The 14,792-nt window shown below is 35.2% G+C and carries 13 protein-coding genes and 6 tRNA genes; 3 read left to right on the forward strand and 16 right to left on the reverse strand.

Going from position 1 to position 14,792, the window contains the following annotated elements; all coding sequences use genetic code 11:
• Positions 1 to 23: 23 nt before the first annotated feature.
• The 13 genes from BM153_RS02680 to BM153_RS02735 form a co-directional block, all read right to left on the reverse strand.
• Positions 24 to 1,208, reverse strand: a complete 1,185-nt coding sequence (locus BM153_RS02680) for a MalY/PatB family protein (protein WP_092870507.1) — start codon at positions 1,206 to 1,208, stop codon at positions 24 to 26.
• Between the two features lie 2 nt (positions 1,209 to 1,210).
• Entirely contained in the window at positions 1,211 to 2,185 is a 975-nt protein-coding gene (locus BM153_RS02685) for a P1 family peptidase (protein WP_092870509.1), read from the reverse strand.
• Positions 2,186 to 2,287: 102 nt separating this feature from the next.
• Positions 2,288 to 2,359, reverse strand: a tRNA-Gln gene (locus BM153_RS02690).
• Between the two features lie 82 nt (positions 2,360 to 2,441).
• A tRNA-His gene (locus BM153_RS02695) sits at positions 2,442 to 2,515 on the reverse strand.
• A 99-nt stretch (positions 2,516 to 2,614) separates the two neighbouring features.
• Positions 2,615 to 2,688, reverse strand: a tRNA-Arg gene (locus BM153_RS02700).
• 25 nt (positions 2,689 to 2,713) lie between these two features.
• Positions 2,714 to 2,784, reverse strand: a tRNA-Gly gene (locus tag BM153_RS02705).
• Between the two features lie 6 nt (positions 2,785 to 2,790).
• A tRNA-Pro gene (locus tag BM153_RS02710) sits at positions 2,791 to 2,865 on the reverse strand.
• Positions 2,866 to 3,013: 148 nt separating this feature from the next.
• Positions 3,014 to 3,757: an ion transporter gene (locus tag BM153_RS02715; RefSeq protein WP_092870511.1), complete on the reverse strand. Its 744-nt coding sequence runs from the start codon at positions 3,755 to 3,757 to the stop codon at positions 3,014 to 3,016.
• Between the two features lie 90 nt (positions 3,758 to 3,847).
• Positions 3,848 to 4,003, reverse strand: coding sequence for a hypothetical protein (locus tag BM153_RS13595; protein ID WP_177205543.1), 156 nt, complete (start codon positions 4,001 to 4,003; stop codon positions 3,848 to 3,850).
• Between the two features lie 132 nt (positions 4,004 to 4,135).
• Positions 4,136 to 4,645 (reverse strand): metallophosphoesterase family protein, encoded by a 510-nt coding sequence (locus BM153_RS02720; RefSeq protein ID WP_092870513.1) that lies wholly within the window; start codon positions 4,643 to 4,645, stop codon positions 4,136 to 4,138.
• Between the two features lie 2 nt (positions 4,646 to 4,647).
• The gene (locus tag BM153_RS02725; RefSeq protein ID WP_092870515.1) at positions 4,648 to 5,253 is read right to left on the reverse strand and encodes an XTP/dITP diphosphatase; all 606 of its coding nucleotides are present in this window, start codon (positions 5,251 to 5,253) and stop codon (positions 4,648 to 4,650) included.
• Complete coding sequence (locus BM153_RS02730) at positions 5,250 to 6,302, reverse strand: N-acetylmuramoyl-L-alanine amidase family protein (protein WP_092870517.1); 1,053 nt, start codon at positions 6,300 to 6,302, stop codon at positions 5,250 to 5,252. The genes BM153_RS02725 and BM153_RS02730 overlap by 4 nt, the downstream gene beginning before the upstream one ends.
• 25 nt (positions 6,303 to 6,327) lie before the next feature.
• Positions 6,328 to 7,473, reverse strand: coding sequence for a THUMP domain-containing class I SAM-dependent RNA methyltransferase (locus BM153_RS02735; protein WP_092870519.1), 1,146 nt, complete (start codon positions 7,471 to 7,473; stop codon positions 6,328 to 6,330).
• A 134-nt stretch (positions 7,474 to 7,607) separates the two neighbouring features.
• Here BM153_RS02735 and BM153_RS02740 point away from each other — a divergent pair.
• Positions 7,608 to 7,679, forward strand: a tRNA-Glu gene (locus tag BM153_RS02740).
• A gap of 186 nt (positions 7,680 to 7,865) precedes the next feature.
• Here the strand turns inward: BM153_RS02740 and BM153_RS02745 are convergent.
• The gene (locus BM153_RS02745; RefSeq protein WP_092870521.1) at positions 7,866 to 9,941 is read right to left on the reverse strand and encodes a response regulator; all 2,076 of its coding nucleotides are present in this window, start codon (positions 9,939 to 9,941) and stop codon (positions 7,866 to 7,868) included.
• A complete protein-coding gene (locus BM153_RS02750; protein ID WP_092870523.1) occupies positions 9,934 to 10,854 on the reverse strand; it encodes a diacylglycerol/lipid kinase family protein in 921 nt (306 codons plus the stop codon). The genes BM153_RS02745 and BM153_RS02750 overlap by 8 nt, the downstream gene beginning before the upstream one ends.
• 639 nt (positions 10,855 to 11,493) lie before the next feature.
• On the opposite strand from BM153_RS02750, the gene BM153_RS02755 reads away from it, so the two are divergent.
• Positions 11,494 to 12,540, forward strand: a complete 1,047-nt coding sequence (locus tag BM153_RS02755) for a uroporphyrinogen decarboxylase family protein (RefSeq protein WP_092870525.1) — start codon at positions 11,494 to 11,496, stop codon at positions 12,538 to 12,540.
• Positions 12,541 to 12,626: 86 nt separating this feature from the next.
• Entirely contained in the window at positions 12,627 to 13,289 is a 663-nt protein-coding gene (locus BM153_RS02760; RefSeq protein ID WP_092870527.1) for a response regulator transcription factor, read from the forward strand.
• Positions 13,290 to 13,337: 48 nt separating this feature from the next.
• Here the strand turns inward: BM153_RS02760 and asnS are convergent, their stop codons facing one another.
• On the reverse strand, positions 13,338 to 14,729 hold the full coding sequence (gene asnS / locus BM153_RS02765) for an asparagine--tRNA ligase (RefSeq protein ID WP_092870529.1): 1,392 nt from the start codon (positions 14,727 to 14,729) through the stop codon (positions 13,338 to 13,340).
• Between the last annotated feature and the right edge of the window lie 63 nt (positions 14,730 to 14,792).

Consider the following 14,792-nt stretch of genomic DNA (forward strand, 5'->3'; position numbering starts at 1 on the left):
GCAGGGACTTCTCCCTGCGTTTTTTAATAATTATCAAGAGCTTTTTTTAATCTTGTCAAAGCCTCGGTAAGTGTTTTTCTCGGGCAGGCAAGATTAATTCTCTGGAAGCCTTCCCCTGGTTTACCAAACATTTTTCCACTGTCTAACCATAATTTTGCTTCATTTATTATTAAATTTTCCAATTCGCCCACCGAAAAATTTAAGTCCCTAAAATCAAGCCATAAAAGATAGGTCCCCTCTAATTCTATTACTTTTACGCCTTTTAAGTTCTTATTAACATAATCTTTTGCGAATTCTATATTTTTCTTTATATAGGAAAGTAAAGCCTCATACCACTCATGTCCTTTTGTGTAAGCTGTTTCACAAGCTATTATTCCAAATATACTCACCTGATTTATGGATGATGCCTTAAGTTCATCTGCAAAAGCCTTCCTTAGTATACGATTTGGAATAAAGATATTAGACAGCATAAGACTTGCCAGATTAAAGGTTTTGCTAGGAGAAGTGCAGGTTATGGAAATATCTTCAAATTCCTTTTTTATATTGGCAAAAACTGTGTGATGACCTTTAAATATCAAGTCACTATGAATCTCGTCGCTTACCACATACACCTGATGTTTCACACAGATATCCCCTAATTTTTCCAGTTCTTCTGCAGACCACACTCTTCCCACAGGATTATGTGGATTACAAAGCAAAAATAGTTTTATATTGTATTTAACTATTTTTTCTTCAATATCTTCATAATCCATAACATATTTACCGTCATCCTTCAGAACAAGGTCACTACTTATAACATTTCTTCCGTTATCCTTTATTACTTCAGAAAAAGGATAATAAACCGGCAACTGTAGCATTACATTGTCCCCTTTATTGGTATAGGCCTTAATCGCCATGGCAATGGCGCACACCACTCCCGGAGTTTTTAAAAGCCAGCCTTTCTTAACATCCCAATTATGATATTTTTTCATCCAGCCCTTAACTGCATCAAAGTAAGCCTCATCAATGTCACTGTAACCGTAAATCCCAACTAAGGCTCTTTTTGCTAAAGCTTCTTCTATATATGAGGAGGTGCGAAAATCCATATCTGCCACCCATAAAGGTAATACATCCTCCGGAAGTCCGTGTTTTATTGCTGAATCAAACTTTATGCTTCTTGTATTTTTTCTATCAATAACTGTATCAAAATCCAGATTTTTCTCTGACATTTTTACCCCTCCATATTAATATCATCATAAGCTAATAATCCGTAAGCACTTTTTGCGCATTTTACGGCTTTTTCTATTGCTTTGCTTATTACCAGGGCTGCAAGACTTCCTGCAAGATCCTGATCTACATCTATATCACCTACAGATACCGCATAAATGCTGTCTCCATCACAGGAGGTATGAACAGGGTTTATACTTCTTGCGTAACCGTTATGAGCCATTCCTGCAATTTTACACAGCTTTGTTTTATCAAATTTTCCATTGGTAATAACACAGGCTATGGTAGTATTTCCCACAAATTTATTTTCTTTAACCTCTAATGAAGAACACATTATATCCAAGGTGCTTCTAAAGGATTTTTTATCTTCTCTTAAAAGTCCTGCGATTTTTTCACCCTTTTCATAATCAAAGATATCTCCCAGGGCATTTAGGCATACTATGGCACCAATTTTAAAATCACCTATAGAAATAGCATAACTTCCTATGCCTGATTTCATTGCAAAATCCATTCCCATTATTTTTCCAACACTGGCACCACATCCTGCACCAAAATTCCCGTCTTTATAATTTCCCCCTTCAAAAGCTTTCTTTGCAGCTTCATATCCCATATTTTTGTCAGGGCGAATATGACTATCTCCAACTGTAAGGTCAAAAATATCAGCCTGGCATACCAAAGGAACTTTCGTTACCCCCACATCAAAGCCTATATTTTTTTCTTCCAAAAATTCCATTACTCCCCCGGCTGCATCAAGTCCGAAAGCACTTCCTCCGGATAAAACTACTGCATGTATCTCTTGGGCTGCGGCCAAAGGGTTCATTAATTCCGATTCTCTTGAAGCAGGTCCTCCCCCTCTTACATCAAGTCCAGCCGCCATTCCCTTTTCACACAGTATTACGCTTACACCTGTGGCAGCTTTTTCATCTTCTACCTGTCCTATTTTTATGCCGTCTATTTCAGTTATTTTTATTTCTTCCAAATCTATACCTCCCGATTTTTGTTTTATATTATAACAAAAAAGGGCCGTCTTCTCATAAAAAATTTTGAGAATCTTGCCCTAATGGTAAAATATCTATATAAACTGGGCTAACCAGATTCGAACTGGTGAATGCAGGAGTCAAAGTCCTGTGCCTTACCGCTTGGCGATAGCCCAATAACTTTCGTTTTTATAAGAAAAAGCATCTCATAGACAAACAAAAGAGATGCAATTAGCGAGTAACAACCTAAATAAAAAGGGTGGATACAGGGATTCGAACCCTGGGCCTCCAGAGCCACAATCTGGCGCGCTAACCAACTGCGCTATACCCACCATATATAATTTCAAATGTAATTCCTATAGTTGTAAAAAAAACGACAGTTAACTGAATTCTTATATAACTGTCCTTTCTAATAACTACCTATAAGAAAATGTGCCCGAAGGGATTCGAACCCCCGACCCACGGCTTAGAAGGCCGTTGCTCTATCCAGCTGAGCTACGGACACATAAGTAAGTCATAAAGCTTACAAAAGCGGGTGATGGGAATCGAACCCACGTATCTAGCTTGGAAGGCTAGTGTTCTACCATTGAACTACACCCGCATAGCATCGGGGTGACAGGATTCGAACCTGCGGCCTCCTGGTCCCAAACCAGGCGCTCTAGCCAAGCTGAGCCACACCCCGTTAGTGCTTATTTCTTCGTGTCTCATCCGCGACACAAGTAGTATTATATTACCTAACAAAATAAATGTCAACAACTTTTTTTATTTTTTTTAAAAAAATTTTTTACCTGGGGTATTTCCCCAAATAATGGGGCTTGGGGCTATATACATTATATCTCCAGCTTACTTTTTTTCCTGCTTATTTCGTCCATATATGCTGCTGTTATCATACCAGAGGGAAGGGCAACCACGGCGACTCCCACAAGGGCAGACAGCATTGTTATAAACCTTCCTATGTTGGTGGCAGGGGCAATATCTCCATAACCTATTGTGGTTATTGATATTGTTGCCCAGTATAAAGCATCAAAAAAATCTTCGAACAAATCCGGCTCAACCTGGAATATAATCATTGCTATCGCAAAAATATATGCACAAGCAATCATAAGCATGGCAAAAAGCTGAGCCCTTACCTTCCTGATTACATTTTCAATAACTACCATTGTCTTTGAGTATCTTACAAGTTTTAAAATCCTCAATACCCTGAATATTCTAAAAAGCTGTAAGGTAACTGATGCCGGAAAGAAAAATGTCAAAACCGGTACGATTGAAAGCAGGTCAATTATCGCCATTGGTGTAAATACATAGGCAACATAGGCTTTATAGCTTTTTATTCCCATTTTATAATCAGAGGTATAAAATCGCATAATGTAATCAAAAATAAATATTGACACTGTAATAACATCTATTATCAGACTATACCTGTTTCCTTCTTTCATTGTAAGGGGAATAAGACCTACAATAACGGCAGTAAGCATCAACACATCGTACCTTTTGCTGACCACATCCCCATCATGAGATGCTTCCAAAATTTCATAGATTCTTCTTTTAAATACTTCTAAATCTTTTCCACCCATTTTTCCTTCTCCTTAGTAAATGTAAAGCGGACATTCTTAAATCCGCTTCGCTACTTCCTCATGAACGCAGTGGCACTTTGTGCCACCTGTTCAAGCAAGTAAGGCCAATGCTCCTAAAATCGCCAGAACCACTACCAGCAGATAAGATACCACAGATACCACAATACCTATATAATCTTTTTTCTCCACAACGCCTTCATCAGTAATGGCTTTTTCGGTATATTTATATTCATTCTTTTTTTTCATAGCCTTCTTCTCCTAAAAAGCAATAAAGTAATTATCTTTAATGTTTAATCGGCTATTATCAGACTTCTGTTTATTGTCATAAGAAAAAAAGCGGACATCAATGTGATATGTACCCGCTTTACTTTTGTTGTATTAAAAAAAGAAAAATTTTCGTTTTTTTTCGTTTAGATATTTAATTTCAAATTCTGTTTGTCCCTTTGGGGATAAGTTCATAACAATATAAGAAGGCAGCCTGTTTTTTTGGCGAGGATAGGTCAAACTTCCGGGATTAATCAGGGTTATATTATAATCCGTATCAACAACCGGCACATGGGTATGACCAAACATGACTATATCCGCTCCCATGGATATGCCCTTCTTTTTTATAAAATCCGTTTCCGTATTGACATAATATTTGTGCCCATGGGTCATAAAAATATTACAGGAAGATATATTTACCATTTTTTCCCTGGGATAAACCGAAAACAGGTCATTGTTTCCTGCTATAAGCTCGCATGGACATTGTGCCATATTTTCAATGACTCCGGCATCCATTTCCAGATCCCCCAGGTGAAATAATGCGTCAATTGTTCCTTCAATTTCTAAAACTCTTTTTAAATTGTCATTGTAACCATGCGTATCACTTACCACAAGTATCTTCATCTTTAACCTTTCTGATTGATTTCGTTTCTAATTACTTCGCTTATCTTTCTAAGTGCTTTTCCTCTGTGGCTTATGCTGTTTTTTTCCTCAGGACTAAGCTGGGCGCTGTAAAGATTTTTTTCCGGTAAAAAAAATATCGGATCATATCCAAAACCGTTTTCTCCCTTTATTTCATATCCGATTCGTCCCTCCATGGTTTCAACCAGGGAAATAACCTTTTTCTCAGGTGTAACCACTGCCATGGCGCAGACAAATCTTGCGGTTCTTTTTTCGTCAGCTACTCCTTCTAAGCGTTCTAAAATAGCCTTGTTTTTTATATCATAGGAAGTATCTTCTCCCATGTATCTTGAAGAATATATGCCTGGTTCTTTATTTAAATAGTCTATTTCCAGTCCGGAATCGTCTGCCAAAACAAAAGTATCCACGCGTTCACTGACTGCTTTTGCCTTTATTATGGCATTTTCTTCAAAAGTATTTCCGTTTTCTTCTATGTCAATATCTACTCCTGCTTCCTTCATAGAAACGGCCACAACATCCATTCCTTTTAATATTTCATTTATTTCTCTAACCTTATTTTTATTTGTAGTTGCTAAAACCAGATTAATCATTTTTTCTCCTTTAAAAACTCTGCATTATTATAAGCTTCCAAAATACCGTTAAATATACCCAAAGCCGCCTGTTGTTGATAATCTTTGGAAATCAGTTTTTGCGCCTCTGGCTTATTGGTCAAAAAGCCAAGTTCCACTAAAGCAACTGGTACCTTAGAATCTCCTATTAATTTAAGACTGCTGCCTTCAATACATTGAAGATTTTTTGCCTGAGTGTTTTTTATATAATTTTTCAGGACATAATCACCTAAAAGCTTGCTTTTTAATGTATCATCTTTTTCATTATACATTACAAGGACACCATTATAGCTTTCTGACTTATCATCTGACTCGTTTACATGAATACTTATAAACATATCAGCATTAAGCTGATTAGCCATATCTACCCTTTTTTCAATGGAAGGGTCTTGATTTTCATCTCTTGTAAGGCAAACTCCTATGCCTGCGTCTTTAAGATACTTCTCTATATATGAAGCCACCGCAAAATCTATATCTGCCTCCACTCCATCATTTAGTACAATTCCTTTATTGTCAGCGCCATGTCCGGGATCTATAACAACGATTTTATCATATTTATCCCACATACTATAATATTTTATGTATAAATTTCCATCTTCAATAATGCTTTTATAATCGTAAATATTATCAAGGCTTACGGTGACAATAGTTTTTTCTTTCTTTCCTTCTTTTTTAAAATCCGTTTTCAAATCCGTAAGGCCATTTGTAAGTCCTTCTATATGGTTTTTATTAAAAAATTCCTTATTTGTGTCTGAAATTGTAATTTTCATTTGTCTGTAAACTTTTGAGTATTCAATTTCATAGTCTGATTCCTCCCCCTTTGGAAGAGGTATCAAAAGTCCCTTTTCCATTTCATCCCGGCTTATATCATCAAGATTATTATAATATGCGATTTTATCCACGCCATTCATTAGGTCAATTTTCTTTTGCCGGCTCTTATTGTTGTTATCAAATATAAAAGCGGCAAAAGACAAGCTTAAACAGGTAAATATCAAAATCAGACTTAAAAAAGTCACTTTTTTATCTCTCAATTTTTCCCCTCTTTATAAAATATAATTATTTTCTTTTAGGAGGCTTTGGCCCCATAAACTGATAAAAATAGGTTTTGAGCATACCATTATAAATTTTTCGATTTTTATCGGCCTTCCTTCCAAAATCCCTTTCTAAACCATCATAGGAAGTAATAACATAAACCGACCAGGAATCCAGATTTTTCAGTGCCTGTCCAAAATCCCTGTAAAGAGTTTTTATGCTTTCTTTATCTTCCAATCTTTCACCATAAGGTGGATTTGTAATAACAAAACCGTATTTTTTCCTGTGATTCAAATCTCTCATGTCTCTTGTCTGAAAATGAATAAGGTGGTCTACTCCTGCCCTGACTGCATTTTCTCTGGCGATTTTTATGGTTTCACCATCAATATCATAACCTTGAATATCTGTTTTTACGGCAGGATTTCCCATTTCCAATGCCTCATCTCTGGCTTCTTTCCAGAGATTTTTTTCTATTATATTATCCCAGCTTTGTGCAGCAAAATCCCTGTTTACCCCGGGTGCTATATTAGCCGCCATCATGGCAGCTTCAATAGGAAATGTTCCGCTTCCGCAAAAAGGATCCACTAAAATCCTGTCTTTATGCCAGGGAGTAAGTTTTATTAGAGATGCTGCTAACGTCTCTGAAATAGGTGCAAGATTCGATTTTAAACGATAGCCTCTTTTGTGAAGAGATGCCCCTGAGGTATCAAGGCCTATTGTAACAATATCTTTCATTAAAAATACTCTGATAGGATATTCTGCCCCGTCTTCGCTAAACCAGTCAATCTTATATTTGTATTTCATTTTTTCAATAATTGCTTTTTTAACAATGGACTGAATATCAGATGTGCTAAAGAGTTTACTTTTTATGGAAGAAACTTTCTTTACATATATCTTTGCATCAACAGGCAGATATTCATCCCACAAAAGAGCTTTGGTATTTTCAAACAGTTCCTCAAAACTCTCTGCCTTAAATTCTCCTATTTTAATTAAAATTCTCTCTGTGGTGCGCAGATTAATATTTGCCCTGCAAACAGCCTCGGCATCTCCCTTAAAAGTCACTCGACCGTCTTCAACTTTACTTATATCATATCCCAAATCATATATTTCTCTTTTTAATACTGCCTCCAGGCCAAAGTGGCAGGGAGCTATCAATTCAAATTTATCCATTTTTTCCTCTTTCTTTTCAATGCTTTACCTACAATAATAGAATAATATCACAGCGTTTATGATATATACAGTCTTTTTGATGTTTTTGTATTTTTTTCTTGCATTTAATTCTATTTCGTGATATAGTTATTAACGGTTCGTTGGTCAAGAGGTTAAGACGCCGCCCTCTCACGGCGGAATCACGGGTTCGATTCCCGTACGAACTGCTAAAAAAGAGTCCTTTGACTCTTTTTTATTTTCTTTATTTATCCACTTCCTTTCCAAAATACTTATAACCACAACTCGCTTATAGGTTTATAACAAACTATTGTGGATTTTTTGATATTTGGGTAATAATATGGAGATAGCAAATATACTATCTCCATATTATTTTTCATTGAAAGAATTGTTTTTTAGGAATTTTCAAGTATTATCTCTTCTATTTCATTTAAGGCATCCTCAGGCTGCATATTTTCCAAGAGCATATAGGCAATATTTAACCTTTGTTGAATGTTTTCCTCGTAACTGTGTTTTAAAATATCTTCCAGCACCTCCTCAGCTTTATCATAATCCCAGTCAGAAAGGCATTCCTTTAACCTGTTAAGGCTATTGTATAGTTTCTGGTATTTTTCGATTTTTTCTCCTACACTTTCAATAGATGCCTTCTCTTCTCTTTGTTTTTCTTTTCTTACAAACTCCTTATATTTACTGGTTTTTTCTTTGATAACTTCTGCTTCTTCTTCCTTTACAAGATAAACCTTATCCTCAGGAAGCCATTTAATAAGAGCACTTTCCAAATCTTTTCCGCCAACAGGTTTTGAAAGATAATCACAAAATCCCTTGGCAATATATATTTCTCTCGCTCTGGCAACCGCATTAGCCGTAAGGGCAATAACCGGTGTCTTATCAGCTATATTATTGTCTCTGATGATTTTAAGGGTTTCCACTCCGTCCATTTCCGGCATCATGTGATCCAAAAGAACAAGGTCAAATTCATCTTCCTTAAGCTTTTGTATTGCCTCCTCACCGCTTAAAGCCTCTGTTATTTTCACTTCCGTGTTCTTTAACAATAGGGAAACAACCTTTAGATTTACCTTGCTGTCATCCACAACTAAAACCTTAACATCCGGAGCTCTAAAGCTTTCTGCGTATTCCTCTCTTTTAGCAAAATTATTATCCAGAATTTTTTTTATATCCCCTATAGGCTTAATATCAGTTATTCCCTGAGGTATAGTGATTATGAATTCAGTTCCTTTTTGATACTGGCTGTTTACCTCTATTTTTCCATCCATTGCCTCAACCAGACATTTTGTTATGGTAAGTCCAAGTCCACTTCCCTCCATAACATTATTTTTTTCTTTATCAAGCTTTATAAATGAATCAAATAAATATTCCAAATCCTCCGGTTTTATTCCTTTTCCGGTATCACTTATCCTTATTTCAAGCATAAGATTTTCCTGATCAGTTCTCTCATAGCCCACCTTCAGACTTATACTTCCCATTTCTGTCCACCTTACGGAAATATTAAGTATATTTATTAATATCTGAGTCAGTCTTGCTTCATCTCCCATAAGACAATCCGGCATGTCTGCCGTTACTTCCAGGTTAAAATCCAAATCCACCTCTTTGGTCTTTGGCAAAATTATAGATAATATTTTATTCAGCATGGAAGTCATTGTATATTGGGAAGAATTTATTTCCATCTCTCCAGATTCTATTTTTGAATAGTCTAAAACATCATTAATAAGAGATAGCATTATTTCCCCGGAATTTTCAATATTCTGGGCATATTCTGTAATTTGCAAATCCTCATTTTCTCTGAGTATCATTTCATTCATACCCATAATGGTATTAATAAGAGTTCTCATTTCATGGGACATATTTGATAAAAATCTAGATTTAGAGTTAATGCTTTCTTTTGCATCATCGCATTTTGCTTCCAGTACATTTATTATGTCATTTAGCCCGGTTTCCTGTTCAGTATATTTTTTTGTGTTAAAATTAATAATTTTTACCACATTACCGGATATCCAGGCTGCTAAAACCACTGTGGAAAATGCTATAAAGCAGGCAATACTCCAATATTCCTGCTCAAACTTATCAAGATTCCAAAATGAGAAGGCCAAAATAATAATCGTATGTATTATGACCATGCAGTTGCAAACTTTTGTTGAACCGTATAAAACACTTTCCATCCATTGAATCATTATCAATAAAAATATCAGATACAGATTCCCCAGCATCAGACTGGTTATTATACCAAAAATATCAAAATAAATAATTTCCATCAGGGTAACCAGCAAAAAAGGTACATTTTTCCTTCTCGCCAATCTAAGACTTAAACAGCTTAAAATAAAAAGCACAAACAGGGCAACGCTTTGAGTTGACTGTACATTAGGCAATAATGCCCCCACTGCCACAAGACATACTCCTTCAATTGCATATATAATTTTCGTCATTACTCTTCCAAAGTAAAGTAAATCATCCATACACACTCACCCCCTCCGGCAAAATAAGTGAAAGTCCTTCCTGAACAATTTCTATATTCCACTCTTTTTTTCCGGTTATGACCTCCCCGTCAAGGCTTGCCTCTATAAATTTTCCGTCTTTTCTTCTAAGGGAAATTCTTTTACATATTCCCTTTTCAATGGTTACTCCGGTTACCTTTTTTCTTTTTTCTACTGCTGTTTTTAGTGTGGATAAAAATTTATATCCCCTAAGATTTTTTGTATAAAGATAAACCCCTTCTCCGTTTAATATGTCTGCACCAGGATTTATCACTACATTTCCTGCAACTGTACTTCCATTAAGCATTACCAGTTCCGTAACATTGGTATCAAAACATTCTCCACCATCCATAGTAATTTCCACTTCCAAAGGTTTTGTAAGAAAAACACTAGTCATAAAAGACATAAAATAAGGTAAGAAGACCCCAAATATACTTATAAACCTGAAATTTTCAATTTTCATGGCCATTAATGCATCAATTCCTATAGAAAAGCTGTTTAATGCAACGCCATGATTTGTTTTAATGTAGTCAACTTTTACAGGCTTACCCTTTATAAGTTTTTCTATATTTTTAAATTCCTTTGCTTTTTCCCCAAAAACCTTCAAAAAATCGTTGGTAAAACCACAGGGAAAAAATCCGATTTCAACTTTGGACAAATCCTCAAATCCATTTAATACATTTCTCATGGTTCCAGAACCGCCACAACAATAAAACCTTAGTTTTTTTCCTTCAAAAGTATGGAGTATTTTTTTAACCAACACTTCTTCATTGTTACTTGAAGTTGTGTTAAAGATGAAATATTCAATTCCCTTTATATGGGACAGCTTATTTCTTAAATCTTCTGCAAATGTCTTACGGCCGGCATATGGATTTACAATAAAAATGTGTATCATAACCTTTCCCCTCTCAAGTATTTTTAACCTTCCTTTAACAAATCCATTACCGTTAAATTCATTTTACATTTTATTAATAATATTCACAATATATATCGGTATTTTTTATATTAATTAAACATTTTCACGCAAAACGGCCAAATTCCTGTAAAGTTAGTATATTGCTGTCACAAAGCCCGTCAATATACTATAAATTCTAGAAAAATAAGGGTAAAACAGTCCCTTCTTTGCCCCTTAAAATATTTATAATTATTCTATTTTTATCTTATCTTACATTTTGTTCATTAACCCTACTAAATGTAGCATCCTCCAAAAATTGTAATATCACTCATTACATTTTAAACAAAAACAAATTTTGGTTTGCTATTACAAACTTATAAAAAAATATAATTTATCCCTCTTTCTTTTATTAAATTTGTATTATTCATTCTTTATTTTTATCTTCCTAATTTTTTTACTGTTTATTCTCAACAAAAAGCCTTAAATTTTTTCCAAAGCTACACAATGTAGTGTAGCTTTAAAATAACTATCATCACATCACGGATTTACTTACATAAAATATCAATTTATAATTAGATATGACCGAAATAAGTTATAGACTAGTAAATTTTAATTTTTCAAAAAGGAGTTAAAAAAATTATGATGAACGCAAGAGAAAATTTAGACGCAGTAATTTTTCAGGAAAAAGAACCGGATCGTTTCAGTAATAACTACGAAGCTGTTCAGTTAACTTTTTACCCATTCTACATGCACAATGCAACACCAAAATATGGTGAAGAAAATGTTGTAGACGCATGGGGTGTTACAAACAGCTGGCCGGAAGGTACACCAGGAGCCTTTCCTGTACATACACCTGATAAGGTTGTAATCAAAGATTTTGAAGAATGGGATAAATATCTTAAAGCTCCTTCAACAGAATGGCCTGCTGAAGAGTGGAAAATCTTTGTTGATCAATATAATGCAATGGACAGATCAAAATCATACGTTGCACCTTTCGTAGCACCAGGTATCTTCGAAAGAATGCATCATTGCGGTAAAATCGACGAAGTATGTATGGCACTTGCTATGTATCCAGATGAGTGTCATGACATGATTAAATATATCTTAGATTGGGAAATGAAAATCGCTGAACATATTTGCGAAAACATTAAACCTGATTCACTTTTCCATCATGATGACTGGGGAAGCATGACATCTACATTCATGAGCCCTGCAATGTTTGAAGAATTCTTCGTAGATGCTTACAAAGAGCTTTACGGATACTATCATGATCATGGATGCAAGGTTATCTTCCATCATTCAGACAGCTATGGAGCTACACTTGTTCCAGATATGATTGAAATGGGAATCAATGTATGGCAAGGATGTATGGCATCTAACGACATTCCTGAAATGGTTAAGAAATACGGTGACAAGATTACATTCATGGGTGGATTCGACGGAGCTATGGTTGATACACCAGACTGGTCACCAGAAAAAATTAAAGAAACAACTTACAAAGTTCTTGATGAAGTTGGAACTACAAAAGGATTTATTCCTTGTATCGCTCAGGGTGGTCCTGGTTCAGTTTACAAGGGAGTATACGATGCTTTAGTTAAAGCTATCGATGATTACAATGTTGAAAAATTCGGATGTGATCGTGCAGAAATCGAGGCTGGACGTCTTGATCTTCAGATTATGTTCTAATTATCCTTTTAGTATCGATAAAATAGAAATTTTTTGTTTAAAACTGTCAAAATCAAAGGCCTGGGCAAACGCTCAGGTCTTTATTTTTGGTCTTATCCTGCATATCTTTTCCTCAATTTCTTTTATACACCCAAAAATCAAAAAGGGATTTCACAATAGATTCCTGCTACAACGGAGATGAAGCCTTGGAGTATCTTCGTTTTATAAGCTATGATGTAGTTTTTATGGATATAATGAAGCCGGTAATGGATGGAATAAGTGCTGTAAAAACTTTAAGACAAAACAATAATCTTACTCCGGTAATTTTTTTAAGCGCTAAAGGAGAAACATCTGACAGAGTAAATGGTCTTAATGTGGGAGCCAATGATTATTTAGTAAAACTATTTTCTTTTGATGAATTAATTGCAAGAATTAAAAGTGTTATAAGAACTGCCAACAGTGCCTGCTCTGAGATATATACCGTATCGGACTTAGAGCTTGACTGCTGTTCCCATATTGTTAAAAGAGCCGGCCAGGAGATTAATTTAGCCAAAAAAGAATATCAGCTTTTGGAATTTCTAGTAAGAAACACCAATCGGATTATTTCAAGAGACACAATTCTTAGTCAGGTATGGGGATATAATTATGAAGGAGGCGATAATGTAGTGGATGTTTATATAAATTATTTAAGAAAGAAAATTGATATTAAAAAATACAAGCCCCTAATCCATACTGTTAGAGGCTTGGGTTATACCATAAAAAACTCGTAAATTAAAAGGATTTAGTCCCCGAAAGAATCTAAATCCTTTGTTTCTTAATTATAATTCGCAGTTTTTAACTGTTCTAGGGAATGGAAGTACATCACGAATATTTGATATACCTGTAAGATACATAACGCATCTTTCAAATCCCAGTCCATAACCCGAGTGGGTAACTGTTCCATATTTTCTAAGGTCGGTATAAAATTCGTAATCTTCTGCCTTTAATCCCAGCTCTTTCATTCTATTTGTGAGAATTTCATAGCTGTCCTCTCTCTGGCTTCCACCCACGATTTCTCCGATTCCTGGAACCAGACAGTCCATAGCAGCAACTGTTTTCTTGTCGTCATTAAGTTTCATATAAAATGCTTTTATCTCTTTTGGATAATTGGTTACAAAAACAGGGCGTTTGTAAATTTCTTCTGTAAGGTATCTTTCATGCTCTGTCTGTAAATCACAACCCCAAGATACCTTATAATCAAATTTGTCATTGTGTTTAATCAATTCTTCTACTGCCTCTGTATAAGTAACCCTTGCAAATTCTGAGCTTGCAACATGTTTTAATCTTTCAAGAAGTCCCTTATCTATAAACTGATTGAAAAATTCCATCTCTTTTGGTGCATTTTCCAATACATAATTTATGATGTATTTTAACATGCTTTCTGTAAGATTCATAAGGTCTGTAAGGTCGGCAAAAGCAACCTCCGGCTCAACCATCCAGAATTCTGCTGCATGTCTTGTGGTATTTGAATTTTCTGCTCTGAAGGTAGGTCCAAAGGTGTAAACATTATTAAATGCCATAGCATAGGTTTCCACATTAAGCTGACCGCTAACGGTAAGGGAAGTTTTTTTGCCAAAGAAGTCTTTTGAATAATCCACTTTTCCATCTTTATCCTTTGGTAGATTTTCCAGGTCTAATGTGGTAACCTGAAACATCTCTCCTGCTCCTTCAGCATCAGAAGAAGTAATAATCGGTGTATGAACATATACAAAATCTCTCTCCTGAAAGAATTTATGGATTGCATAGGCTATAATAGATCTGACTCTGAATACGGCCTGAAATGTGTTTGTTCTAGGACGCAAATGAGTCATTGTACGAAGATACTCCAAAGTATGTCTCTTTTTTTGAAGAGGATAATCGGAAGTAGATTCTCCCTCAATAACTATATCCGTAGCCTGAATTTCAAAAGGCTGTTTCGCCTGTGGAGTAGCAGTAAGCACTCCTTTTACTATTACACAGGCGCTGACATTTAATTTTGAAATTTCTGAAAAATTCGCCATTGAATCATTATATACAATCTGTAGAGTTTCAAAATAAGTACCATCACTTATCACAAGAAAACCAAAGTTTTTTGAAGCTCTGACGCTTCTTACCCAGCCACCTACACTGATTTCTTTTTCCAGATATTTTTCTCTGTTTCTGAAAATATCACTGATACTAACTAAGTCCATTATTAAACCTCCATTTAAAGCTGATACTTTATCATTAAGCAATATATTGACAAAAAATATACC

Origin of the sequence: Acetitomaculum ruminis DSM 5522 (genome assembly GCF_900112085.1) — a bacterium.
GTDB classification, from domain to species: Bacteria; Bacillota; Clostridia; order Lachnospirales; family Lachnospiraceae; genus Acetitomaculum; species Acetitomaculum ruminis.